Source organism: Burkholderia sp. Ed8 (assembly GCF_040761425.1).
In the GTDB taxonomy this organism is placed as follows: Bacteria; Pseudomonadota; Gammaproteobacteria; order Burkholderiales; family Burkholderiaceae; genus Burkholderia; species Burkholderia seminalis.
In genome coordinates this window covers 876,825-898,630 of sequence record NZ_CP142886.1, presented here as the reverse complement: position 1 = coordinate 898,630, position 21,806 = coordinate 876,825, and the positions used below count along the sequence as shown (strand labels likewise).

The 21,806-nt window shown below is 69.5% G+C and carries 23 protein-coding genes; 8 read left to right on the top strand and 15 right to left on the bottom strand.

Annotated features, from left to right (window positions below; all coding sequences use genetic code 11):
• Positions 1-122: 122 nt before the first annotated feature.
• The 3 genes from ttcA to VXM69_RS18050 form a co-directional block, all read right to left on the bottom strand.
• Positions 123-1,115: a tRNA 2-thiocytidine(32) synthetase TtcA gene (gene ttcA / locus VXM69_RS18060; RefSeq protein WP_034189119.1), complete on the bottom strand. Its 993-nt coding sequence runs from the start codon at positions 1,113-1,115 to the stop codon at positions 123-125.
• Entirely contained in the window at positions 1,112-1,516 is a 405-nt protein-coding gene (locus VXM69_RS18055) for a dihydroneopterin aldolase (protein ID WP_034189120.1), read from the bottom strand. Before VXM69_RS18055 ends, ttcA begins: the two co-directional genes overlap by 4 nt.
• A 75-nt stretch (positions 1,517-1,591) precedes the next feature.
• Positions 1,592-2,335, bottom strand: a complete 744-nt coding sequence (locus VXM69_RS18050) for an SDR family oxidoreductase (protein WP_367189975.1) — start codon at positions 2,333-2,335, stop codon at positions 1,592-1,594.
• Positions 2,336-2,348: 13 nt separating this feature from the next.
• On the opposite strand from VXM69_RS18050, the gene VXM69_RS18045 reads away from it, so the two are divergent.
• Together VXM69_RS18045 and VXM69_RS18040 are read left to right on the top strand one after the other, a co-directional pair.
• Positions 2,349-3,539, top strand: coding sequence for an SAM-dependent methyltransferase (locus tag VXM69_RS18045; protein WP_034189122.1), 1,191 nt, complete (start codon positions 2,349-2,351; stop codon positions 3,537-3,539).
• A 12-nt stretch (positions 3,540-3,551) separates the two neighbouring features.
• The gene (locus VXM69_RS18040; protein WP_006477606.1) at positions 3,552-3,746 is read left to right on the top strand and encodes a DUF2905 domain-containing protein; all 195 of its coding nucleotides are present in this window, start codon (positions 3,552-3,554) and stop codon (positions 3,744-3,746) included.
• Between the two features lie 26 nt (positions 3,747-3,772).
• On the opposite strand, the gene VXM69_RS18035 is transcribed toward VXM69_RS18040, so the two are convergent.
• From VXM69_RS18035 to VXM69_RS18010, 6 genes are all read right to left on the bottom strand, one after another.
• Positions 3,773-3,994, bottom strand: coding sequence for a hypothetical protein (locus VXM69_RS18035; protein ID WP_021163760.1), 222 nt, complete (start codon positions 3,992-3,994; stop codon positions 3,773-3,775).
• Between the two features lie 113 nt (positions 3,995-4,107).
• Positions 4,108-5,016, bottom strand: a complete 909-nt coding sequence (locus VXM69_RS18030; RefSeq protein WP_049031811.1) for a carbohydrate kinase — start codon at positions 5,014-5,016, stop codon at positions 4,108-4,110.
• On the bottom strand, positions 5,013-6,293 hold the full coding sequence (locus tag VXM69_RS18025) for an AGE family epimerase/isomerase (protein ID WP_069706962.1): 1,281 nt from the start codon (positions 6,291-6,293) through the stop codon (positions 5,013-5,015). Before VXM69_RS18025 ends, VXM69_RS18030 begins: the two co-directional genes overlap by 4 nt.
• The gene (locus tag VXM69_RS18020; RefSeq protein WP_034189125.1) at positions 6,290-7,309 is read right to left on the bottom strand and encodes a LacI family DNA-binding transcriptional regulator; all 1,020 of its coding nucleotides are present in this window, start codon (positions 7,307-7,309) and stop codon (positions 6,290-6,292) included. Before VXM69_RS18020 ends, VXM69_RS18025 begins: the two co-directional genes overlap by 4 nt.
• A 364-nt stretch (positions 7,310-7,673) precedes the next feature.
• Entirely contained in the window at positions 7,674-9,512 is a 1,839-nt protein-coding gene (locus tag VXM69_RS18015; RefSeq protein ID WP_069706963.1) for a phosphodiesterase, read from the bottom strand.
• Positions 9,513-9,697: 185 nt separating this feature from the next.
• On the bottom strand, positions 9,698-10,729 hold the full coding sequence (locus tag VXM69_RS18010; RefSeq protein ID WP_034189127.1) for a bile acid:sodium symporter family protein: 1,032 nt from the start codon (positions 10,727-10,729) through the stop codon (positions 9,698-9,700).
• A 346-nt stretch (positions 10,730-11,075) separates the two neighbouring features.
• Here VXM69_RS18010 and VXM69_RS18005 point away from each other — a divergent pair, with 346 nt between their 5' ends.
• The 3 genes from VXM69_RS18005 to VXM69_RS17995 all read left to right on the top strand — a co-directional run bounded on the left by VXM69_RS18005 (position 11,076) and on the right by VXM69_RS17995 (position 14,139).
• On the top strand, positions 11,076-11,570 hold the full coding sequence (locus VXM69_RS18005; RefSeq protein WP_034189128.1) for a hypothetical protein: 495 nt from the start codon (positions 11,076-11,078) through the stop codon (positions 11,568-11,570).
• Between the two features lie 345 nt (positions 11,571-11,915).
• Positions 11,916-12,992, top strand: coding sequence for a porin (locus tag VXM69_RS18000; RefSeq protein WP_034189129.1), 1,077 nt, complete (start codon positions 11,916-11,918; stop codon positions 12,990-12,992).
• Between the two features lie 184 nt (positions 12,993-13,176).
• Positions 13,177-14,139 carry a LysR family transcriptional regulator gene (locus tag VXM69_RS17995; protein ID WP_059558877.1) on the top strand — a complete coding sequence of 321 codons (963 nt, stop codon included), beginning with the start codon at positions 13,177-13,179 and terminating at the stop codon, positions 14,137-14,139.
• A gap of 117 nt (positions 14,140-14,256) precedes the next feature.
• Here VXM69_RS17995 and VXM69_RS17990 read toward each other — a convergent pair whose 3' ends face one another.
• Positions 14,257-15,216, bottom strand: coding sequence for a nitronate monooxygenase family protein (locus tag VXM69_RS17990; RefSeq protein WP_200086544.1), 960 nt, complete (start codon positions 15,214-15,216; stop codon positions 14,257-14,259).
• 290 nt (positions 15,217-15,506) lie between these two features.
• Between VXM69_RS17990 and VXM69_RS17985 the strand changes: the two genes are divergently transcribed.
• Positions 15,507-16,403 (top strand): alpha/beta hydrolase, encoded by an 897-nt coding sequence (locus VXM69_RS17985; protein WP_034189132.1) that lies wholly within the window; start codon positions 15,507-15,509, stop codon positions 16,401-16,403.
• A 33-nt stretch (positions 16,404-16,436) separates the two neighbouring features.
• Here VXM69_RS17985 and VXM69_RS17980 read toward each other — a convergent pair whose 3' ends face one another.
• On the bottom strand, positions 16,437-16,928 hold the full coding sequence (locus VXM69_RS17980; protein WP_034189293.1) for an Lrp/AsnC family transcriptional regulator: 492 nt from the start codon (positions 16,926-16,928) through the stop codon (positions 16,437-16,439).
• A gap of 112 nt (positions 16,929-17,040) precedes the next feature.
• Between VXM69_RS17980 and VXM69_RS17975 the strand changes: the two genes are divergently transcribed.
• Positions 17,041-17,943 carry a DMT family transporter gene (locus VXM69_RS17975; RefSeq protein ID WP_059558901.1) on the top strand — a complete coding sequence of 301 codons (903 nt, stop codon included), beginning with the start codon at positions 17,041-17,043 and terminating at the stop codon, positions 17,941-17,943.
• 243 nt (positions 17,944-18,186) lie between these two features.
• On the opposite strand, the gene VXM69_RS17970 is transcribed toward VXM69_RS17975, so the two are convergent.
• From VXM69_RS17970 to VXM69_RS17955, 4 genes are read right to left on the bottom strand one after another with little or no spacing between them, the layout of a single operon-like run.
• Positions 18,187-18,393, bottom strand: a complete 207-nt coding sequence (locus tag VXM69_RS17970; protein WP_034189134.1) for a DUF1289 domain-containing protein — start codon at positions 18,391-18,393, stop codon at positions 18,187-18,189.
• Entirely contained in the window at positions 18,390-18,896 is a 507-nt protein-coding gene (locus tag VXM69_RS17965) for a YbaK/EbsC family protein (protein WP_034189135.1), read from the bottom strand. Before VXM69_RS17965 ends, VXM69_RS17970 begins: the two co-directional genes overlap by 4 nt.
• Before the next feature lie 26 nt (positions 18,897-18,922).
• Positions 18,923-19,855: a hydroxymethylglutaryl-CoA lyase gene (locus VXM69_RS17960; protein ID WP_367189974.1), complete on the bottom strand. Its 933-nt coding sequence runs from the start codon at positions 19,853-19,855 to the stop codon at positions 18,923-18,925.
• Positions 19,856-19,886: 31 nt separating this feature from the next.
• Complete coding sequence (locus VXM69_RS17955) at positions 19,887-20,828, bottom strand: glyoxylate/hydroxypyruvate reductase A (protein WP_034189137.1); 942 nt, start codon at positions 20,826-20,828, stop codon at positions 19,887-19,889.
• A 350-nt stretch (positions 20,829-21,178) separates the two neighbouring features.
• Between VXM69_RS17955 and VXM69_RS17950 the strand changes: the two genes are divergently transcribed.
• Positions 21,179-21,802: an alpha/beta hydrolase gene (locus VXM69_RS17950; RefSeq protein WP_034189138.1), complete on the top strand. Its 624-nt coding sequence runs from the start codon at positions 21,179-21,181 to the stop codon at positions 21,800-21,802.
• The last annotated feature ends 4 nt before the right edge of the window (positions 21,803-21,806 follow it).

Sequence of the window (21,806 nt, the reverse complement as noted above, 5' to 3'; positions counted from 1 at the left end):
CTGAGGAGTTCGAAGCCGTCCATTTTAGCATGCGGCCCCCGCCGTTCCGGGCCTGTCGCGGCGGGGCGACAGCGCCGGAACAGGGGCCGCGGGCCCTTGTTCCGGCTGGGTTCGGGCCCTGCTTACAGGTCGTCGAACTGGACGATCGAGATCGGCCGGGCGGCGCCCGGCGCGGCGGTATCGTCGCCCGATGCGCACGGTTCCTCGTCGAACGCGATGTCGCCTTGCGGATCGGCCTCGCCGGTCGCGCGCAGCGACTGGAACGGGTACAGCGTCGTGTCCATCAGGTGCGACGGCACGACCTTCGCGAGCGCGTTGAACATGTTGTCGACGCGGCCCGGGAAGCGCTTGTCCCATTCGCGGATCAGCGCCTTCATTTCCGCGCGCTTCAGGTTCGGCTGGCTGCCGCACAGGTTGCACGGGATGATCGGAAATTCGCGCAACTCCGCGTATTTCTCGAGATCGGTTTCCTTCACGTACGCGAGCGGGCGGATCACGATGTTCTTGCCGTCGTCCGACTGCAGCTTCGGCGGCATCCCCTTCAGCTTGCCGCCGTAGAACATGTTGAGCAGCAGCGTCTGCACGATGTCGTCGCGATGGTGGCCGAGCGCGATCTTGGTCGCGCCGAGCTCGCCGGCCACGCGGTACAGGATCCCGCGGCGCAGCCGCGAGCACAGCGAGCAGGTCGTCTTGCCTTCGGGGACGAGCCGCTTGACGATGCTGTAGGTGTCCTGGTTCTCGATGTGGAACGGCACGCCGACCTGCTTCAGGTACTCGGGCAGCACGTGCTCGGGGAAGCCCGGCTGCTTCTGGTCGAGGTTCACCGCGACGATGTCGAAGTCGATCGGCGCGCGCTCGCGCAGGCGCAGCAGCACGTCGAGCATCGCGTAGCTGTCCTTGCCGCCCGACAGGCACACCATCACCTTGTCGCCGTGCTCGATCATGTTGTAGTCGCCGATCGCCTGGCCGACCTGGCGCACGATCCGCTTGTACAGCTTGTTGTTCTCGTACGCTTCCTTCTGCTCGCGGCGCGTCAGCGCCTGGCGGCCGGCCGGCGCGGCGTCGTCGAGGGTGGCGGCCGCGGCCGCCGTGTCATTCGTGTGGGGGGCGTTCATGCGCGCTCCTCGTCCTTGATGCGAAAGACTTCGACGCCGACGGCGTCGCAGTCCGGATAGGCGTCCGGTTTCTCGGTACAGACGCGTACCGCGCGCACGGTGTCGTGCGCCAGCAGGTGTGCGGCGATCGCGTCGCACAGCGTTTCCTGCAGGTGGATGTGGCCGCGCGCCACGCATTGCGCGACGCTCTGCTTCATCAGATCGTAGTCGACGACTTCATGCAGCCGGTCGTCGACGGGGGTGGACAGGGCGAGCGGCACGAACAGGTCGACGTTGATGACGACGCGCTGCTCGCCGCGCTTCTCGTGTTCGAAGGCCCCGATGTTGATGTGCACCTCGTAGTCGCGCAGGTAGAGCCTGCGGCAATCCGCGAGGCGGGGGTGCAGGAGAGCGGAAAACATGGTCGTCCCAGTCAAATTGGCGTGCGCGCACGCAAAGCGGCGCGGGCGGCGGCGGTCAGGCCGCGCCCGCGCGGTTCATTCATTCGGGCCGGCGGCGGGCGGCACGAGGTGCTCGCCGCCGTCGACGGTCAGCGTCGCGCCCGTGACGCCGGGCGCGCTCGCGAGATAGCAGGCGGCCGCCGCGATGTCGTCCGCGTGCGGCGCGTGACCGCGCACGAGCGCCGCGACCCGCACCTTCGGCGCGAGTGCCAGCGCCAGCGCCGACGTCGCGCGGTTCAGCGCGGCCTGCATCAGCGCGTGCGACAGCTGCGCCGGTGCCGGGTGAAACAGGGCCTGATCCAGCACGTGAATCGCGCACGCGCGCAGCGCTTCATGCTCGCGCGCGGCGTCGGGCGTCGCATCGGCGAGCGCGCGGGCCAGCGCGAGCGGCGCCGTCACGTTGCGCGCGAGCGCGCCGGCGAGCGACGCGCCGTCGATCGTCCGCGCGTCGTCGGCGCCCGCGCTGGCGCTGACGAACACCGCGCACGCGGGCCGGCCGAGCGCTTCGCCGCACGCGGCGACGAGCGCGGCCGCATCGGTTTCCAGGGCCAGATCGGCGTCCAGCACGACCGCGCGGCGGCCGAGCGCGGCGACGTCGGCGACGAGCGCATCGGCGGCCGCGCGCGGCGCGCCCTGGGCGCGCTGCAGCGCGACGTCCCAGCCGCGGCGGGCGAACCCCGTCGCGAGCGCGCGGCCGATCGACGCGGCGTCGGCCGCGCTGCCCAGGGCGCCCGTGACGAGCACCACGCGCGGGGTCGACGTATCGGCTGAAACGGTCATTTACAATGCCGGGATGAACCCGAAAGCTCACGAACCCGCTAGTTTACCTGCTCCCGGCCCCGACGCGCTCGCGCAGTCCGAAACCCTTGCCGCGCAACTGCGCGACGAGATCGCGGCGGCCGGCGGCTGGCTGCCGTTCGACCGCTTCATGGAGCGCGCGCTGTATGCGCCCGGCCTCGGCTATTACAGCGGCGGCGCCCGCAAGTTCGGGCGCCGCGCCGACGACGGCAGCGATTTCGTCACCGCACCGGAGCTGTCGCCGCTGTTCGCGCAAACGCTCGCGCAACCGGTCGCGCAGGCGCTCGCGGCGAGTGACACGCGCCGCGTGATGGAATTCGGCGCGGGCACGGGCAAGCTCGCGGCCGGGCTGCTCGCCGCCCTCGACGCGCAGCGCGTCGAACTCGACGAATACCTGATCGTCGACCTGTCCGGCGAACTGCGCGAACGGCAGCGCGACACGATCGCGGCCGCCGCGCCGGCGCTGGCCGCGAAGGTGCGCTGGCTCGATGCGCTGCCCGAGCGGTTCGACGGCGTCGTGGTCGGCAACGAGGTGCTCGACGCGATGCCGGTGCGGCTGTTCGCGAAGGCGGGCGGCGCGTGGCACGAGCGCGGCGTCGCGCTCGACGCGCGCCAGGCGTTCGTGTTCGACGACCGGCCCGCCGACGCGGCCGGCCTGCCGCCGGCGCTCGCGGGGCTCGACGTCGGCGACGGCTACGTGACCGAGACGCACGAGGCCGCGCTGGCGTTCACGCGCACCGTCTGCACGATGCTCGCGCGCGGCGCGGTGCTGCTGGTCGACTACGGCTTTCCGGCGCACGAGTACTACCATCCGCAGCGCGACCGCGGCACGCTGATGTGCCACTACCGCCACCAGGCGCACGACGACCCGTTCCTGTACCCGGGGCTGCAGGACATCACCGCGCACGTCGAATTCACCGGCATCTACGACGCGGCCGTCGCGACCGGCGCCGACCTGCTGGGCTACACGTCGCAGGCGCGCTTCCTGCTGAACGCCGGCATCACCGACGCGCTGGCCGCGATCGATCCGTCCGACATCCGCGCGTTCCTGCCGGCCGCGAACGCGGTGCAGAAGCTGATCTCGGAAGCCGAGATGGGCGAGCTGTTCAAGGTGATCGCGTTCTCGCGCGGCATCGACGGCACGCTCGACGCGTTCGCGCGCGGCGACCGCTCGCACGCGCTTTGAGCGAGGGCGGACATGCTGCGCTGGCTGCTGACGACGTTCATCGCGGTGATGATCCTGACGCGCTGCTGGCCGTGGCTCGGCAAGCTCGGCATCGGGCGGATGCCGGGCGACGTCACGCTGACGCTCGGCGGGCGGCGCTACCCGTTCCCGTTCATGTCGACGCTGGTGCTGACGATGCTGCTGTCGATGGTGGCGCGGCTGCTCTGAGCCGCGCCTGAAAGAGGGGGCGCGCGCTACAGCTCGATCTCGCCGAGGATCCGGTGCGCGAGCGCCTTCGCCTCGTCGAACGCTTCTTCCTCGCTGGGGCTCGTCGAGTGGACGTCGTAACGTGTGTTCTCGGTGTCGTCCCCGTCGTCGCGCGAGAGGATCACGTAACCCTGAAACTGCCCGTTGCCCGCATGCTGGGTATGCGCCTTGGCCGTGTAGATGCCTTTCGTGAACGTGTTCGTGTCCATCGTGCTCTCCCGCAAAAGGACACTTCATCGTAGCACTGCGGCGCAGCATGTACAGCGTCGCTTATCGGTGACCGAACGGCGTCCGGTCGCGGCGGCCGGTCACCGTCCCGCTATCAGCGCTCGATCAGCGCGACGACCTCGTCGAGCGTCGGCGCGTGCGCGCCCGTATGCCGGCACGCGGCGGCGCCCGCCGCCAGCGCGAACACGAGATGCTCGCGCCACGACCGCTGCGGGGCGGCCATCAGGCTGAACAGCAGGCCGCCGATCGACGCATCGCCCGCGCCGACGGTATCGGCCACCTCGACGCGCGGCGGGCTGGCCTCGAGCACGTCGCCGCCCGCGTAGAGCGTCGCCGCCTGCGCGCCGCGCGTGACGAGCACGGCCGCGCGCGGGTTCAGCGCGCGCACCGCCGCGATCGCATCGGGGCCGTCGCCGCCGAACAGGTGCCGCAGGTCCTCGTCGGATACCTTGATCAGGTCGGCGAGCGCGGCCATCTTCTCGAGCGTCGGCCGGTACGCGTCCGTCATCAGGTTCCGGACGTTCGGATCGAAGCTGATCTTCACGCCGCGCGCGTGCAGCTCGGCTGCCAGCGCGGCCAGCGTGCCCGCGAGCGGTTCGCGCACGAGGCTGATGCAGCCGAAATGCGCCCATTTCACGTGGTCGGCCCAGCCGGCCGGCAGCCGTGCGGGATCGAACGCGAGATCGGCACTCGCTTCGCCGATGAAGAAATAGGCGGGCGGGCGGGTCTCGTGGACGATCGCGAGCAGCGGCGGCCGCGCGACCCGCTGCAGGAAGCGCAGGTCGAGCCCGGCCGCTTCGCTCGTGCGCCACAGTTCGTCGGAGAAGCAGTCTTCGCCGATCGAACCCGCGAGCGCGCTCGGCACGCCGAGCCGCGCGACCGCGCGTGCGACGTTCCAGCCGGCGCCGCCCGGCACCGAGGTCCATTGCGCATCGCCCGCGCGCACCATGTCGGTCAGGATGTCGCCCGCCGACACGAAAGCCGGAAACGTGCCGCCGCTCATTGCGTCGGTTCGCCGCGTTGCGCGCGCGCGAGCGTCGCGAGCACGTCGTAGCACGCGCCCATCGTGTGATAGTCGGTCTTGCCGGCCGGGCTCTTCTCGTCGCTGTACTTGCGGTTGTCGCAGGTGAGGATCCGGTACCACGCGCCGTAGCGGTGATCGACGAAATGGGCCCAGCTGTAGCGCCAGATCTCGTCGTACCAGTCCCAGAAGCGCTCGCTGCCGGTGCGCGCGCCGAGCATCGCGGCCGCCGCGAAGGTTTCGGCCTGCACCCAGAAGTACTTGTTGTGGTCGCAGATCGTGAAGTCGGGGCCGAAACCGTAGTACAGGCCGCCGTGGTCGGCGTCCCACGCATGCGTGAGCGCCGCGTCGAACAGCTCGGCCGCGCGCGGCACGAGCCAGTCGAGCGGGCGGTGCCGTTCGAGGATCAGCAGCAGCTTCGCCCATTCGGTCTGGTGTCCGGGCTGGAAGCCCCACGGGCGGAAGATGTTCGAGCTGTCTTCCTTGTTGTAATCCCAGTCGACCGACCAGTCCGCATGGTAGTGCTCCCACACGAGCCCGCCCGACAGCGCGGCCTGGCGCTGCGTGACGTGGCTCGCGAGCTTTTCCGCGCGATCGAGGTATGTGAGGTGGCCGGTCGCCTCGTACGCCGCGAGCAGCGCCTCGGTCATGTGCATGTTCGCGTTCTGGCCGCGGTACGACGACACGATCCAGTTCGGCGTCGCATCGTCCGCGTACAGGCCCGCGGCCGCATCCCAGAAGCGGTGCTCGGCCAGTTCGTAGGTCGCGGCGATCAGCGGGCGCGCCTCGTCGATGCCGGCCATCGTTGCATGCGCGGCCGCGAGCAGCACGAACGCGAGCCCGTAGCAGTGGCGCGCGCCGTCGAGCGTCGCGCGCTTGCCGCCGTCGCGCCAGTCGAGTTCCCAGTCGTAGCCCTGCAGTTCGTCGTCCCAGTGCGCGTCGCGCAGGAAGCGCAGCCCGTGGCGCGCGTATTCCAGGTGGCGCGGGTCGCCGAAATGCCGGTACGCCATCGCGTAGTTGAAGACGAACCGGCAGCTGCTGACGAGGTGGCGCGACGTGCGGTTGTAGATGCTGCCGTCGTCGCGGAAGTAATGGTAGAAGCCGCCCGTCGGGTCGAAAGCGTTCGTCGCGTAGAAGCGCAGCGTGTCCTCGATGTGCGACAGCAGGAACGACGGATCGCGGAAGCTCGCGACGAACGGTGCGTCTGGCGTGTGGGCGGCCGGTGCGGCCGTGCAGGGTTGGACCGGGGGCATGTTCATGATTCGGTGACCGTTGCGGTATCGAGTGCCGGCGAGCCGGCGGGCTGGCTGCTGGCCCGCACGATCAGCTCGACGGGCAGGGAGATCTCGGTGCGCTCGGGCGACTCGGCGAGCAGCAGCTCGACGCCGCGGCGGCCGAGCGCCTCCTTGTCGACCGACAGCGTCGTGAGCGGCGGGCTCGCGTGCGCGGCGGCCGGGATGTTGTCGAAGCCGACGATCGCGATGTCGTCCGGAATCCGCAGGCCGCGCGCGGTGCACACGCGCTGCGCGGCGAGCGCGGCCGCGTCGTTGTACGCGAACACGGCTTCGGGGCGCGGGCCCGGCGCGTCGAGCAGTTGCTCCATCGCGCGCGCGGCGCCCGTGTCGGGATCGAGCCCCGCGTCGATCGTCACTTCGTACGCGGGGTCGAACAGCCGCCCGGCTTCGAAGAACGCGCGCCGGTAGCCGATCGCGCGCTGCGCGATGCTGTAGTGCGCGGGCGAGCCGCCGATGAACGCGATCCGCGTGCGGCCGGTGGCGAGCAGGTGGCGCATCGCGAGCGCGGCACCCGTCGCGTTGTCGATGTTGACCGAGCGCAGCCCGGGCGCCCACAGGTCGATCAGCACGAGCGGCCGGCCGGTCGCGGCGAGCGCCTCGATCGTCTCGGGCTCGATGAAGCCGGCCACCGCGATCGCGTCGGGCGCGTGCGGGCGCATCTGGCGCAGCACGTCGTCGTTCGGGCCGACCGTGAGCAGCGTCGGCACGATGCCGCGCTCGCGGCACGCGTCCTCGACGCCGTGCAGCACGTGCGAGAAGAACGGGCTGGCGGGAAAGCGGTTGTGCTGGCGATGCAGCAGGAAGGTGAGCCGGCGGATGCGCGGCCGCAACTGCGCGGGATCGTAGCCGAGCCGCTGCGCGATCTCGACGATCCGCGCCCGCGTGGCTTCGGACAGGCCCGGCTGGTTCTTCAGCGCGCGCGAGACGGTGCCGATCGAGACCTCTGCCGCTCGCGCCACATCGCGAATGGTCGTACCCATCGTTCGTTCGGGTCCGGTTTGTTTAGGGTGGGGGCGATTGTATAGTAAAACCCGATGCGGAATTCGGGCCGGATAACCGGGGAATACCCGCAAATAACGGGTTTTTAAGGGCTAATCTGCGAAAACGCCGTTACTAAAAATACTAAACAAAACGTGCAAAAGGCAAGGCACGCGTGCGAGGCGTCGCGGCCGGGAGGCGGGCCGGAAGCGAACGGGCTTCGCACGTCCGGGCGGCATGCGCGACGGCTTGCACGGGCAGGCCGGCAGCCGGTGCGCCACGGTCGGTGCAACGGCGGCGGGCGGACCTCCGTCGCCATCGCCCGAGACGCGGCCGTGCCGCCGCGAACCGCCGGCCGCGTGCCGCTCAGCCTGCCGCCGCGGCCGGCGGTTCGCCGCGATGGCGCAGCGCGGCGCGGCCCGCGTCGAGATCGACGACCGCCAGCCCGTCCGGCTGCTGTTTCGCGCGCCGCTTCGCGAGCGCCGCGACCGATGCGATCTCGTCGCTGCCGTACCGTTTGGCGCCATGCGCGCCGGCCGGTACGCCGACCGCGCCGATCGCCATCGTCACGAAGCCGAAGAACGCCGGGTTGCCGTGGCGGTCCTCGCCGTGCAGCCCGCCCGCCTGCCGGTCGGCCTGCGTGTAGAAGAGCCGCGCGCCGTCGTTGAAGCGCGCGATCGCGTCGGCCGCGCGTTCGCGCCAGTCGTCGCGCTGGAACAGCACGAGGAAATCGTCGCCGCCGACGTGGCCCAGAAAGTCGCGCTGCGGATCGCACACGCCGGCCAGCACCGTCGCGGCGAACTTCAGCACCTCGTCGCCCTGCCAGTAGCCGTACTGGTCGTTGAACGGCTTGAACTGGTTCAGGTCGACGTAGCACGCGTGAAAGCCGGCGTCGCGCTGCAGCAGGCGGTCGATGTGCGCGCTGATCGGGATGTTGCCGGGCAGGAACGTCAGCGGATTCGCGTAGCGCGCGGCCTCGATGCGCATCTCGGTCACCGCGCGCACCAGGCTCTCGCCGGTGCCGAGCCCGACGTAGCGGCCGTGTTCGGTGATCACGAAGCCGTCCGCGAGATAGCGCTGGTCGTGGCTCGCGAGCAGACTTGCGAGCTGCTCGAACGTCGTTGCGTTGTCGATCATCAACGGCGCGTCGTTCGCGAACTGCAGGCACGGCTTCTTCCCGAACACCTCGCGGTGATACGGCAACGCGAAGCGGTCGATGAAGCCGCGGCGATTCACGAGCGCGACGGGCCGCCCGCGTTCGACGAGCGCGACCGCGTGCAGGTCGGGCATCCGGTTGAACAGCTCGAGCACGTCGTTGCTGGTCGCGTCGCGCGGCAGCGCCGGCGCGGGCACCAGCATCTTCCCGGCGATCGTGCCGGCCGGCCGCACCGAGCGCGTCGCGCCGGGAAACACCGCGATGTGCGGCGCGCGGATCGCGTCGCGCGCGGCCGGCGCGACGACGCGCGACGGCCGCGCGTTCGGCCGGCCGAGCAGGAAACCCTGCACGCAGCAGATCCCCATGTCGCGCACGACGATCAGGTCGCATTCGTTCTCGATGCCTTCCGCGATCAGTTGCGCGCCGCTCGCCTGCGCGAAGTGCTGCATCGCCTTCACGGCCTCGAACTTGAGCGGGTCGCGCGCGATGTCGTGGATGAAGAAGCGGTCGATCTTCACGACGTCCGGCTGCAGGCGCAGCCACAGGTTCATGCTCGCGTTCGCGGTGCCGTAGTCGTCGAGCGCGAACTGGACGCCGGCGTCGCGCAGCGACGCGACCGCCGGCCCGATGTGCGCGACATCGGGCATCGCATTCTGCTCGGTCAGCTCGATCACGATGCGCTCGGCGCCGACCCGCGCGCGGCCGAGGAACTGCCGTGCGCGCTCGCGTTTGCTGGCGAGCGCGAGGATCGTCCCGGCGCTGAAATTGAGGAACAGCTTGCCGTCGCAGCCGAGCGCCGCGAACGCGTCGAGGCAGGTGAGCGCGGCGGCCTGCTCGAGCGCGATGGTCTCGCCTTCGCGCGCGGCCTGTGCGAACAGCGCGGCGGGCGGTTCGAGGTCCGTGCCGCGCGGGCCGCGGATCAGCCCTTCGTAACCGACGACCGTCCCCGACCGGAGGTCGACGATCGGCTGGAAGACGGCCGCGAGCGCGCGATCCGCGATCAGGCGCGAGGTGCGGGCGGCAGCGGAGTCGGTGGGGAGCGCGGGCATGGGCGAGGGCAGCCGAATCGACGGGACGTCCGGCTTAACGGCAGCGCTCGCGCGGAATTGAATGAAGATTTCGTGACACGATGGGCGCCGATGGCGCATCGCGCCGCACGCGTGTCGGTGCACGCCCGGAAGGCCGGCAGGAGAAGGGGCGGCGGCCTTCCGGCGGCCGTCCTGCCTTCCCCGCGTCAGCGCTTGCCCGCGCTCAGCGCGCCGGACGCGGACGTCGCGTCGCCCTCGTCGTGCTCGCCGCTCATGTCGCGCGCCCCCCAGCGCTGCGCGAGCGCCGCGCACGCCATCAGCTGGATCTGGTGGAACAGCATCAGCGGCAGCACGACCGCGCCGACCGCGTTCGCCGAGAAGATCACCTTCGCCATCGGCACGCCGGCCGCGAGGCTCTTCTTCGATCCGCAGAAGATGATCGTGATCTGGTCGGCGCGGTTGAAGCCGAGCCGCTTGCTGACGAACGCGGTCAGCAGCAGCGCGATCGCGAGCAGCACGAGGTTGACGACGAGCAGGCCGCCGAGCGCGCGCGGCGGGATCTGGTGCCACAGGCCCTCGTTGACGGCCTCGCTGAACGCGACGTAGACGACCAGCAGGATCGAGCCCTGGTCGACGAAGCGCAGCACGCCGCGGTTGCGGTCGATCCAGCCGCCGATCACGGGGCGCAGCAACTGACCGGCGATGAACGGCACGAGCAGCTGCATCACGATGCTGCCGACGGTGCTCCACGGCGACGCGGCGCCGGCCGACTGCGACGTGATCATCAGCCCGACGAGCGCCGGCGTGACGAAGATCCCGAGCAGGCTCGACGCGGATGCCGCGCACACGGCGGCCGGCACGTTGCCCTTCGCGATCGACGTGAACGCGATCGACGACTGGACCGTCGACGGCAGCGTGCACAGGAACAGCACGCCCGCATACAGCGTCGGCGTGACGAGCGGCTGCAGCACGGGTTTCAGCGCGAGGCCGAGCAGCGGGAACAGCGCGAACGTGCTGAGCAGCACGACCGCGTGCAGCCGCCAGTGGGTCGCGCCCGCGACGACGGCTTCGCGCGACAGCTTCGCGCCGTGCAGGAAGAACAGCAGGCCGACGGCGATGTTGGTCGCCCAGTTGAACGCGTGGGCGGCCGGGCCGCGGCAGGGCAGCAGGCTCGCGAGCACGACGGTGCCGACGAGCGCGAGCGTGAAGTTGTCGGGAAGAAAACGGGGACGGGCCATCGGGAACTCGATTCGGAAACGACGGAGGCGCGCGTCGCGCGCGCGGATGGCGTCATTGTCCCGGTTGACGATTCACTACACAAATTCATTGTGGGAATCGATTGATGAACTGATTGCATGTAACGGCGGCTGTCGCAGCGGCCCGTCGACACGCGGGATGGCAGAAGAATGTTCTGTCGCGATCGCGCCCTGAAGTGAAAAAACCTAGCAGTAACATGGTGTTACACCGGTGCCCGCGACATAACACTTTTTGGCTCGACACAGTTTCGGGCCGCTCATAAATTACTGCTGAAAGCCTTGGGTCGGCCGAAAGGAGCCGGCGGCGGGCGTGGACGGGCACTGAACGATGACGGAACGGGTGAAACGGAAGATCGGACGATGGGTGGCAGGCGTGCTCGGCACGTTGCTGATGCCGCTCGCGCTCGCGCAACCGCCCCACGGCGGTCATGGGTTCGGCGGCCACGGCTTCGGTGGCGGCGACATGCGCGCGTACGGTCAGCCGAATGGCGGCGGGCCCGGCGGCGTGCCGGTCTGGCGCCGCGTTCCGCCGCCCGGCGGGATGCGCCCCGGCGGCGTGAGCGGCTCCGGCTCCCGCTGGGGGCTGCGGCCGACGCCGTCGTACGGCCACTACGCCGCGCAAAGCCCGTATCGCCCGATCAGCGCCGAGGCGCGCCAGATGCCGCGCCCGCCGGGCGGCGGCAACGTGCCGCTGCGTGCCGGGTCGATCCGCGCCGACGTTGCGCGCTACAACGAGGAGCGCGGCGGCCGTCCGATGCCGCCGCCCCGCTCGCAGGAAGAACCTTCGCACTCGCCGTTTTTCTCCCCGTTCTACCGAAACTGAGCGCCCCGGCATTCGCCCCCCCGCCGGCTGATGCGAATTCGCCACAGTCGCGCGCAGATTTCCGCTGATTTTCCCGTCGCATTGCGCTATCTTTCGCGCCCGGCACGCGTATGCCACGCCGCCGCTGCGCCGCGCGACCGCGTTCGCGCCGGGCCGCCGCCGTGCATCCGGCCATGTATCGATCCCGCGAAGTTAATGCCGCCGCTATACCCGCAATAAGTGTGCGCAATTTTGACCGGACGAATGATCCGTAAAGATGGCTGCGCCCCATACGACGCAAGCACTCGGCTCCAAAAAACAACGCTCGCGCCACTTATCGACTATTCGACAAAACCTGGAGATCCCATGAAAGGATTCGCTCGCCGTGCCTCGCGCACGTCCGTCAAGCTGATCGCCGCAGCCGCCTGCGTGGCGGCCGCCGCACCCGTCCACGCGCAATCGAGCGTCTCGCTCTACGGCCAGGTCGACGAATGGGTCGGCGCGACCAAGTTCCCGGGCAGCGATCGCGCATGGAACGTGTCGGGCGGCGGGATGTCGACGTCGTACTGGGGCCTGCACGGCGCCGAGGATCTGGGCAGCGGCTACAAGGCGATCTTCACGCTGGAAAGCTTCTTCCGTGCGCAGAACGGCCAGTATGGCCGCTTCCAGGGCGACACGTTCTTCGCGCGCAATGCGTACGTCGGCATCAGCTCGCCGTACGGCACGGTGACGGCCGGCCGCCTGACGACGCACCTGTTCCTGTCGACGATCCTGTTCAACCCGTTCTACGACTCGTACACCTTCTCGCCGATGGTGTATCACGTGTTCCTCGGCCTCGGTACGTTCCCGACCTATCCGAGCGACCAGGGCGCGGTCGGCGATTCGGGCTGGAACAACGCGCTGTCGTACACGTCGCCTTCGTTCGGCGGCCTGAACTTCGGCGCGATGTACGCGCTCGGCAACCAGGCCGGCGACAACCGTTCGAAGAAGTGGAGCGCGCAGTTCAACTACGCGAACGGCCCGTTCGCGGCGACCGCGATGTATCAGTACGTGAACTTCAACAACGGCCCGCAGGATCTGAGCGCGCTCGTCGCCGGCATGAAGAGTCAGGGGATCGCGCTGGTCGGCGCGACCTACGACCTGAAGCTCGTGAAGCTGTTCGGCCAGTACATGTATACGAAGAACGACCAGGTCGCGGGAAGCTGGCACGTGAACACCGCGCAGGGCGGCGTGTCCGTGCCGCTCGGCGTGGGCAACGCGATGGCGTCGTACGCGTACTCGCGCGACGCGGGCGGCCTCGACCAGACGCGCCAGACCTGGGCCGTCGGCTACGACTATCCGCTGTCCAAGCGCACGGACGTCTACGCGGCCTACATGAACGACCACATCAGCGGCCTGTCGACCGGCAACACGTTCGGTGCCGGTATCCGCGCGAAGTTCTGACGCGCACGCGCGAACGGTGCGCGGGCCGCGCGTGTAAATCGCGCGTTCCGGCTGCATGTTTTCCCGCCAGAAACGGCGCCGCCACACGCGGCGCCGTTTTGCCTTTCTTGACCTTTCTGTTTCCTCGCCTTTGTTACCCTATCTCGTAATTGGACCATTCCCCCCGTCATTACGAGCTAGTTCGATGGATACCCTCGTCAGCATGAATGTGTTTCGCTACGTCGTCGAAGTGGGCAGCTTCGTCGGCGCGGCCGAGCGCATGCAGATGTCGGCTGCGATGGCGAGCAAGCACGTGATGCATCTCGAGCAGCAGCTCGGCGCGCGCCTGCTGCATCGCACGACACGACGCGTCGCGCCTACCGAGGCGGGACGCGAATACTACGAGCGCCTCGTGCAGGCGCTGTCCGAACTCGACGAAGCCGGGCAGGCCGTCGGCGCCGCGAGCGTGGTGCCGCAGGGCAGGCTGCGCGTGACGTCGCTGTCCGCGTTCGGGCTGCGGCACGTGATGCAGGCCGTCACCGATTACGCGGGCCGCTTCCCGGACGTGACCGTCGACATGACGCTGTCCGATCGCGTGGTCGACCTGATCGAGGAAGGCTACGACGTCGCGGTGCGCGCGGCGCCGAACGGCCTGAAATCGTCGTCGCTGGTCGCGCGGCAGATCGCGACCGCGCACATCCTGCTGGTCGCGTCGCCCGAGTATCTCGAGAAGCACGGCACGCCGCAGACGATCGCCGATCTCGCGCACCACAACTACCTGCGGCGCGATTCGAATTCGACGATGCTCGATTCGCTGGTGATCGACGCGGCCGCCGCGTCGCGCGTGAACCTGAACGGCAACCTGATCGTGAATCATCTCGAAGGGCTGCGCGCAGCCGTGCTCGCCGGCGCGGGCATCGCGCTGCTCGGCACCGAGGTGGTCGGCGACGACATCGAGTCGGGCCGGCTCGTGCCGGTGCTGCTCGATTCGGTGCCGCCGCACGAAGCGCCGATCTATGCGGTGTACGCGAGCCGTCGTCACGTGTCCGCGAAGGTGCGCTCGTTCGTCGATTTCCTCGCGGCGCGTTTCGAAGGGCAGTCGCTGTGCCCGTCGATCGAATCGCGCCTGCGCGTGCTGCCGATCACGCGGATGAAGCGGGTGGTCTGAGCCGCGGATTCCGCCGCGGCGGGGCAACAAAAAAAGCGCGAACCGCAGCGGTTCGCGCTTTTTTGTTGGTGCCGACGGTTGGCGTGTCGATCGCGGCGGCGGGGGCCGCCGCATGCGTCAGCGCGGGATGCCGAGCCGCGCCTTCGCGTCGTCGTACTCGCGCTTCAGCCGCTCGACGAGCGCCCCCACGCTCGGCAGGTCGTCCATCAGGCCGACGCCCTGGCCGGCGCCCCAGATGTCCTTCCACGCCTTCGTCTTGTCGCTGCCGAAATTCATCTTGGTCTTGTCGGATTCCGGCAGCGCCTCGGGATCGAGGCCGGCTTTCTCGATGCTCTCGCGGATGTAGTTGCCGTGCACGCCGGTGAAGAGGTTCGTGTAGATGATGTCCGACGATTTCGCGTTGACGATCGCACGCTTGTAGTCCTCGACCGCGTGCGCTTCCTGCGTCGCGATGAAGCGCGTGCCCATGTACGCGAGGTCGGCGCCCATCGCCTGCGCGGCGAGGATCGAGCCGCCGTTCGCGATCGAGCCGGACAGCACGATCGGGCCGTCGAAGATCTTGCGGACTTCGCCGACCAGCGCGAACGGCGACGTCGTGCCCGCGTGGCCGCCGGCGCCGGCCGCGACGAGGATCAGCCCGTCGACGCCGGCTTCGAGCGCCTTCTGCGCGTGGCGCAGGTTGATCACGTCGTGCAGCACGATGCCGCCGTAGCTGTGCACCGCGTCGACGATCTCGCGCGCCGGCGCGCGCAGGCTCGTGATGAAGATCGGCACCTTGTGCTCGACGCACACGCGCACGTCGTGCTCGAGCCGCGCGTTCGACTGGTGGACGATCTGGTTGACCGCGATCGGGCCGATCACCGCGTCGGGGTGTTTCGCCTTGTGGTCGGCCAGCTCCGACTGGATCTGCGTGAGCCACGCGTCGAGCTGCTCGGCCGGACGCGCGTTGAGCGCGGGGAACGAACCGACGATGCCCGCCTTGCATTGCGCGAGCACGAGTTCGGGGTAGCTGACGATGAACATCGGCGACGCGATGACGGGCAGCGTCAGGTTCTGCAGGACAGCGGGCAATGCCATGTGATGTCTCCAGTCTCCAGGGGCCGTCGGCGCCCGCGCGGTCGCGTGGCGCCGACACCCATGCTTGGCGTGCGAACGGTGATTCGAGTGTAGCCGCGAACCGCGGTGCGCTCGATGGCGTTCATATTAATACGAACGGTCGTGCGATTCTACGCGAGCTTAACAAAATGCGCGGTGTGGCGGCAATCGAGGGAGTGTTCTCTTTCTACGGTTTCGGGTGGTTACCCCGCTGTGTAGACGCACCGGCGCTCCTAAAATAGCCGCCATAACAAACCAACGAGAAACAAACCATGTCGTTTGAGGCGTTTGCACCGTTTCGCGTGACGGTGCAGGACACCGACATCTTCGGTGTCAAAGGAGGCGCGGGTCCGCCGCTTCTGTTGCTGCACGGGCATCCGCAAACCCACATGATCTGGCATCGCGTCGCCGCGACGCTTGCGAATCATTTCACGGTGATCGCCACCGACCTGCGCGGCTACGGCGCGTCGGGCCGGCCGCCGAGCGACGCGCGGCACATGCCGTATTCGAAACGGGCGATGGCGGCCGACCAGGTCGCGGTGATGCGGCATTTCGGCTTCGAGCAGTTCCACGTGTGCGCGCACGATCGCGGCGCGCGGGTCGCGCACCGCCTCGCGCTCGATCACGCGGACGCCGTCGAGCGGATGATGCTGCTCGACATCGCGCCGACGCTCGCGATGTACGAGAAAACCGACCGCGCATTCGCGACCGCGTATTTCCACTGGTTCTTCCTGATCCAGCCGGCGCCGCTGCCCGAGACGCTGATCGGCGCCCATACCGATGCCTACATCGAGCGCGTGATGGGAAACCGCTCGGCCGGGCTCGCGCCGTTCGCGCCCGCGGCGCTCGACGCCTATCGCGCGGCGCTCGCGCAGCCGGGCGCCGTGCATGCGATGTGCGAGGACTATCGCGCGTCGGCGACGATCGACCTCGAGCACGACCGCGCCGATCTCGAGCGCGGCAACAAGGTCGCGTGCCCGCTGCGCGTACTGTGGGGCGAGCACGGGATCGTCGGCCGCTGCTTCGATCCGCTCGACGAATGGCGACGCGTCGCGCGCGACGTCAGCGGCCGTGCGCTCGACTGCGGCCACTACATTCCGGAAGAGGCGCCCGTCGCGCTGATCGACGAACTGCTCGCGTTCTTCGAAGCGCGCGACCCGGCTGCGTAGCGGTGCGTGCGGGCAGCGCGCGCGGCCCGCTGCTCAGCGCTGCGCGTGGTCGTCGTCGGCCAGCGGCGGCAGGCGTCGCGGCACCGGTGTCGACTTCACGATCGCGGTGCTCGTCTCCGCGCGCTCGGTCACCTTCGACAGGATGTCGTCGAGGTGCGCGATCGTGCGCAGGTAGAGCCGGCAGATGAAGCAGTCTTCGCCGGTGACCTTGTCGCATTCGACGAATTCGGGAATGCGCCGCAACAACTCCTCGACCAGGTGCAACTGGCCCGGCAGCGGCTTCACGCGGACGATCGCCTGCAACGTGTAGCCGAGCGCGCGCGGGTCGAGCTCGACGGTGAACGCGGCGATCACGCCCTGCGCCTCGAGCCGGCGCACGCGGTCGGCGGTGGCGGGCGCCGACAGCCCGATCTGCCGGGCGAGTTCGCTGGTCGCGATGCGCGCATCGTCGGCGAGCGCCGCGAGGATCGCGCGGTCGGTCGCGTCGAGCGACGCGACGGCGGGAGGAGAAAGGCGTTTCGGCATGATTGCTTTGCTTTCGAAGGTCAATCGGCTGATTCGCTTCAGTTTAGCCGTGGTTTCGGCGAAAGCAAGTTTCTAGAATCGAAGTCATCCAGTCTCTTCAACGGAGTTCATGATGGCCTCGAATGAAATTCGCCGCGGCGGCGCCGAGATGGTCGTCGCGATGCTGATGTCCGGCACGATCGGCTGGCTCGTGATGTCGTCGCAGCAGCCGCTGACGAATGTCGTGTTCTTCCGCTGCCTGTTCGGCGCCGCGACGCTCGCGATCGTCTGCGCGGCGTTCGGCTTCCTGCGCCGCTCGCTGTTCTCGCCGCGCATGCTCGCGCTCGCGACGCTCGGCAGCGTCGCGATCGTCGCGAACTGGCTGCTGCTGTTCGCCGCGTATTCGCGGGCGTCGATCTCGATGGCCACCGCCGTCTACAACACCCAGCCGTTCATGCTCGTCGCGCTCGGCGCGATCGTGTTCCGCGAACGGATCACCGCGTCGACGGTCGCGTGGCTCGCGCTCGCCTTCGCCGGGCTCGTGTTCGTGGTGCGCGTCGAGCCGTCCGTGCTCGCGGTGCCCGGCGAGTATCTCGAGGGCGTGGCGCTGTCGCTCGGCGCGGCGTTCCTGTACGCGATCTCGTCGATCGTCACGAAGCATCTGAAGGGGACGCCGCCGCACCTGCTCGCGTTGCTGCAGGCCGGCATCGGCATCGTGCTGCTCGCGCCGTTCGCGCACTTCGGCACGCTGCCCGCGACGGCCGGGCAGTGGCTCGACCTGATCGTGCTCGGCGTCGTCAACACGGGCCTGATGTACGTGCTGCTGTACGGCGCGATCCAGAAGCTGCCGACCGCGATGACCGGCGCGCTGTCGTTCGTCTACCCGGTCGTCGCGATCGTCGTCGATCACTTCGCGTTCGGGCAGACGCTCGCGTGGTCGCAGGTGCTTGGCGCGCTGCTGATCCTGCTCGCGGCGGCCGGCGTGAACCTCGGCTGGCGCATCGTGCCCGCGCGTCGCGCGGCGATCGGCAACTGAAACGATCGTACGATTCGGCATGGCCGAACGATGCCGCCGCCGCCCGCCGGGCGCCCGTTTCGGGAACGACGATTGCGCGCGAAAGCGGCCCGCGCGCACGCGTGGAAAACGCTGTAAGAAGTTGTAGGGAAACACCCGATGCAATGCGGCCGCGTCGCTCGTATGATGCGGGCTGTGACGTTGATCACGTTCACAGGATTCCGATCTCGACGCCGTTCGCCCGCGAGGCTGAACGGCTTTTTTTTATGTCTCGCTTCCGGCGAGCAGGCGCCGCCGCGCGTCGAGCCGCGCGAGCAGCGCACGCCTCGCGTCGTCGTCCGACGTGCGCCATCCCTTGATCTCGCCGCGCGTGCGCAGGCAGCCCGCGCACCAGTCGGTGCGCGGATCGATCCGGCAGACGTCGGTGCACGGCGACGCGACCGTGCCGACCGGCAGCGGCACGTCGCTCATGCCGGGTCCCGCAACGCGACGTCCGCGACCGGCGCGCCGGTCAGCGACACGAGTTCGTGCGGCGACAGGTTGAACACCGCGTGCGGATGGCCGGCGGCCGCCCACAGGCTGTCGAGCGCGAGCAGGTCGGCATCGATCAGCGTGACGGGTTCGACGAGATGGCCGATCGGGCAGACGCCGCCGATCGCGTAGCCGGTGTTGTCGCGCACGAATTTCGCGTCCGCGCGGCCGACCGCGCCGACCTGCGCGGCAACCTTCTTCTCGTCGACGCGATTGACGCCGCTCGCGACCACCAGCACGGGCGCGCCGTCCGACTGCCGGCGAAACAGGATCGACTTCGCGATCTGCGCGACCGAGCAGCCGAGCCCGGCCGCGGCCTCGGCCGACGTCTTGCCGGTTTCGGCGAGCATCACGATGCCTTTCGCGTGGCCGCGCTCGCGCAGCAACAGCGCGACGCGTCGCGCGGAATCGGGGAGGGAATCGAATGAAGCAGGTGTCGTCATGTTGAGGAATCCATGGAGTGCCGTGGTCACACGCAGGCCGTGTCGTCGGCCGCGCTTTGTGCCTTGGCGAGCAATGCGCGACCGGCGCGCGACACGTTCGCGCGGCCGATCGCGTTCGAGATGAAGTCGCCGGCGGCGACGACCTGCGCGAGATCGATGCCGGTGTCGATGCCGAGGCCCTGCAGCAGGTACAGCACGTCCTCGGTCGCGACGTTGCCGGTCGCGCCCTTCGCGTACGGGCAGCCGCCGAGACCCGCGACCGAGGCGTGGAAGATCTCGATCCCTTCGAACAGCGCCGCGTAGATGTTCGCGAGCGCCTGGCCGTAGGTGTCGTGGAAGTGGCCCGACAGGCGCTCGCGCGGAAACACGCGCGTGACGGCCGCGAGCACCTCGCGCGTGCGCTTCGGCGTGCCGACGCCGATCGTGTCGGCGATGTCGATCTCGTCGCAGCCGAGCGCCGCGAAGCGCTCGACGACGTCGATGACCGACGCGACCGGCACCTCGCCCTGGTACGGGCAGCCGAGCGTGCACGACACGCTGCCGCGCAGCCGCAGGCCGGCATCCTTCGCGGCCTTCGCGACGGGCTCGAAGCGCGCGATGCTCTCGGCGATGCTGCAGTTGATGTTCCGCTGCGAGAATGCCTCGCTCGCCGCGCCGAAGATCACGACCTCGTCCGCGCGTGCGGCGAGCGCATTCTCGAAACCCTTCAGGTTCGGCGTGAGCACCGAGTACACGGTGCCCGCGCGGCGTTCGATACCGGCCATCACGTCGGCACCGTCGGCCATTTGGGGCACCCATTTCGGCGACACGAACGACGCGGCCTCGATGTTGCGGAAGCCGGCGCGCGACAGCCGGTCGACGAGCGCGATCTTCACGTCGGTCGGCACGAAGGTCTTCTCGTTCTGCAGCCCGTCGCGCGGGCCGACTTCGACGATCTTGACGGCGGTGGGGAACGTCATGGTTGTCTCCTGGTTTCTCTCGAGGCGGAATTCAGTAGCCGCGCGCGTAGTCGACGACGCCGCTGACGCGTTCGCCGCGCTCGAACGCGCGGATCTTGCCGGCGATCTGCTCGACGGCCTCCGCGCGCAGCGTCTCGGCCGAGCTGTGCGGCGTGATCGTGATGCGCGGCGTATGCCAGAACGGATGGTCTTCCGGCAGCGGTTCGTGCTGGAACACGTCGAGCGTGGCCGCGGCGATCCGGCCGCTCGCGAGCGCGTCGAGCAGGTCGGCCTCGACGAGATGCGCGCCGCGCGCGACGTTGACGACGTACGCGCCGGGCGCGAGCCGCGCGAACGCGCGCGCCGACAGGATGCCGTCGGTGTCGGGCGTGCTCGGCAGCAGGTTGACGAGCACCTTCGCGCCGTCGATGCAGGCGTCGAATGCGCCGTCGCCGGCGAAGGTCGTCATGCCGTCGAGCTGCTTCGCGCTGCGGCTGTAGCCGCGCACGGGCAGGCCGAGCGCGGCGAGGGCGCGCGCGACCTGCGTGCCGAGCACGCCGAGGCCGAGCACGGCGACGGTGAAGCTCGCGCGCGGATGCGGGTCGAGCGGCTGCCAGCGGCGCTCGCGCTGCAGCGCGTCGTATTCGTCGAAGCGGCGCAGGTAGCGCAGCACCGCGTGCGTCACGTACTCGACCATCTGCCGTGCCATGCCCGAATCTTCCAGCCGCACCAGCGGCACGTGCGCGGGCAGCGTGCCCGGATGCGCGCGCTCGAGCGCGAGCAGCGCGTCGACGCCCGCGCCGAGATTGAAGATCGCGCGCAGGCCGTCGCGCGGCGCGAAGAATTCGCGCGGCGCGCGCCACACGAGCGCATAGTCGGCGGCGGCCGTGTCGCCCGGCTGCCACGCGCGCAGCTCGGCTTCCGGCAGCGCGTGGGCGATCTCGTCGCGCCATGCGCCGGCTTCCTGGTGCGGGGAGTAGAACAGAATCTTCATTGCGTGACGGCGTGCGCGCCGGCGGGGCGCGTCACGGGCAAGGCGAGCGGAGCCGGGCGCGGCGCGCCGGCGGGCGTAGCGAACATCGGGCGTCTCCTGGCGAGCGGGCCCGGCGCATCGGCGCCCGGCCCGGCTCGGTGTGAAGCTGACGGGAAGCCCACATTCTACGGTTTCGCGGCACATTGCGCCGTCGCGCGGGCCCGCGCAGGCGGCCGGCACGCGGATGGACGCGCGGGATGGCCGGCCCACGGATGGCCGCCCCACGCAAAAGCAAAGCACAAAATATTGGTTCGGCCGCCGGGGACGCGGCGCCACAATCGAACCTCGTCTTCAAGCAAGCGAGGGCAATCATGAGCGCATGCAGCAAATCGGCGTGGCCGCCGCGGCTCGTCACCGTTCCGGGCCTGCACGGCAGCGAAGGCGCTCACTGGCAGACCTGGCTCGAGCGGCAATTCCCGCGTTCGCTGCGCGTCGAGCAGGACGACTGGGACGCCCCCGATCTCGCCGGCTGGGCGCACTCGGTGCGCACGCTGCTCGAACGCGAGCGCGGGCCGTTCGTGCTCGCCGCCCACAGCTTCGGCTGCCTCGCGACCGCGCATGCGCTCGCGCAGGGGCCGCATACGGGCGATGTCGCGGGCGTGCTGTTCGTCGCGCCGGCCAGCCCGAAGAAATTCACGTTCGCCGGGCCGTTCGACGCACGCCGGCTCGCGGTGCCGTCGATCGTGATCGGCAGCGAGACCGATCCGTGGATGCCGCTCGCCGACGCGCGCACGCTCGCGCAGCGCCTCGGCAGCGCGTTCGTGAACCTGGGCGACGCCGGGCACATCAACACGGCGGCCGGCTTCGGGCCGTGGCCGCGCGCGAAATACTTCATCGATACGCTGGTGCACTGCGCGGCGCCGCTGCGCTTTCGCGACGCGGACGACGGCTTCGAAGCCGCGCTCGTCGACCGCGCGCTCGCGCACGCGGTCTGACGGC

Excerpts from the sequence above, each read along its gene's own strand:
- VXM69_RS18030 (WP_049031811.1), bottom strand. The coding sequence starts at position 5,016 with ATGAGCGGCGGCACGTTTCCGGCTTTCGTGTCGGCGGGCGACATCCTG.
- VXM69_RS18000 (WP_034189129.1), top strand. The coding sequence starts at position 11,916 with ATGAAAGGATTCGCTCGCCGTGCCTCGCGCACGTCCGTCAAGCTGATC.
- VXM69_RS18005 (WP_034189128.1), top strand. The coding sequence starts at position 11,076 with ATGACGGAACGGGTGAAACGGAAGATCGGACGATGGGTGGCAGGCGTG.
- VXM69_RS17965 (WP_034189135.1), bottom strand. The coding sequence starts at position 18,896 with ATGACGACACCTGCTTCATTCGATTCCCTCCCCGATTCCGCGCGACGC.
- VXM69_RS18015 (WP_069706963.1), bottom strand. The coding sequence starts at position 9,512 with ATGCCCGCGCTCCCCACCGACTCCGCTGCCGCCCGCACCTCGCGCCTG.
- VXM69_RS18010 (WP_034189127.1), bottom strand. The coding sequence starts at position 10,729 with ATGGCCCGTCCCCGTTTTCTTCCCGACAACTTCACGCTCGCGCTCGTC.
- VXM69_RS18050 (WP_367189975.1), bottom strand. The coding sequence starts at position 2,335 with ATGACCGTTTCAGCCGATACGTCGACCCCGCGCGTGGTGCTCGTCACG.
- VXM69_RS18045 (WP_034189122.1), top strand. The coding sequence starts at position 2,349 with ATGAACCCGAAAGCTCACGAACCCGCTAGTTTACCTGCTCCCGGCCCC.
- VXM69_RS17985 (WP_034189132.1), top strand. The coding sequence starts at position 15,507 with ATGTCGTTTGAGGCGTTTGCACCGTTTCGCGTGACGGTGCAGGACACC.
- VXM69_RS17970 (WP_034189134.1), bottom strand. The coding sequence starts at position 18,393 with ATGAGCGACGTGCCGCTGCCGGTCGGCACGGTCGCGTCGCCGTGCACC.
- ttcA (WP_034189119.1), bottom strand. The coding sequence starts at position 1,115 with ATGAACGCCCCCCACACGAATGACACGGCGGCCGCGGCCGCCACCCTC.
- VXM69_RS18055 (WP_034189120.1), bottom strand. The coding sequence starts at position 1,516 with ATGTTTTCCGCTCTCCTGCACCCCCGCCTCGCGGATTGCCGCAGGCTC.
- VXM69_RS18025 (WP_069706962.1), bottom strand. The coding sequence starts at position 6,293 with ATGAACATGCCCCCGGTCCAACCCTGCACGGCCGCACCGGCCGCCCAC.
- VXM69_RS18020 (WP_034189125.1), bottom strand. The coding sequence starts at position 7,309 with ATGGGTACGACCATTCGCGATGTGGCGCGAGCGGCAGAGGTCTCGATC.
- VXM69_RS18040 (WP_006477606.1), top strand. The coding sequence starts at position 3,552 with ATGCTGCGCTGGCTGCTGACGACGTTCATCGCGGTGATGATCCTGACG.
- VXM69_RS18035 (WP_021163760.1), bottom strand. The coding sequence starts at position 3,994 with ATGGACACGAACACGTTCACGAAAGGCATCTACACGGCCAAGGCGCAT.
- VXM69_RS17960 (WP_367189974.1), bottom strand. The coding sequence starts at position 19,855 with ATGACGTTCCCCACCGCCGTCAAGATCGTCGAAGTCGGCCCGCGCGAC.
- VXM69_RS17995 (WP_059558877.1), top strand. The coding sequence starts at position 13,177 with ATGGATACCCTCGTCAGCATGAATGTGTTTCGCTACGTCGTCGAAGTG.
- VXM69_RS17975 (WP_059558901.1), top strand. The coding sequence starts at position 17,041 with ATGGCCTCGAATGAAATTCGCCGCGGCGGCGCCGAGATGGTCGTCGCG.
- VXM69_RS17955 (WP_034189137.1), bottom strand. The coding sequence starts at position 20,828 with ATGAAGATTCTGTTCTACTCCCCGCACCAGGAAGCCGGCGCATGGCGC.
- VXM69_RS17990 (WP_200086544.1), bottom strand. The coding sequence starts at position 15,216 with ATGGCATTGCCCGCTGTCCTGCAGAACCTGACGCTGCCCGTCATCGCG.
- VXM69_RS17980 (WP_034189293.1), bottom strand. The coding sequence starts at position 16,928 with ATGCCGAAACGCCTTTCTCCTCCCGCCGTCGCGTCGCTCGACGCGACC.
- VXM69_RS17950 (WP_034189138.1), top strand. The coding sequence starts at position 21,179 with ATGAGCGCATGCAGCAAATCGGCGTGGCCGCCGCGGCTCGTCACCGTT.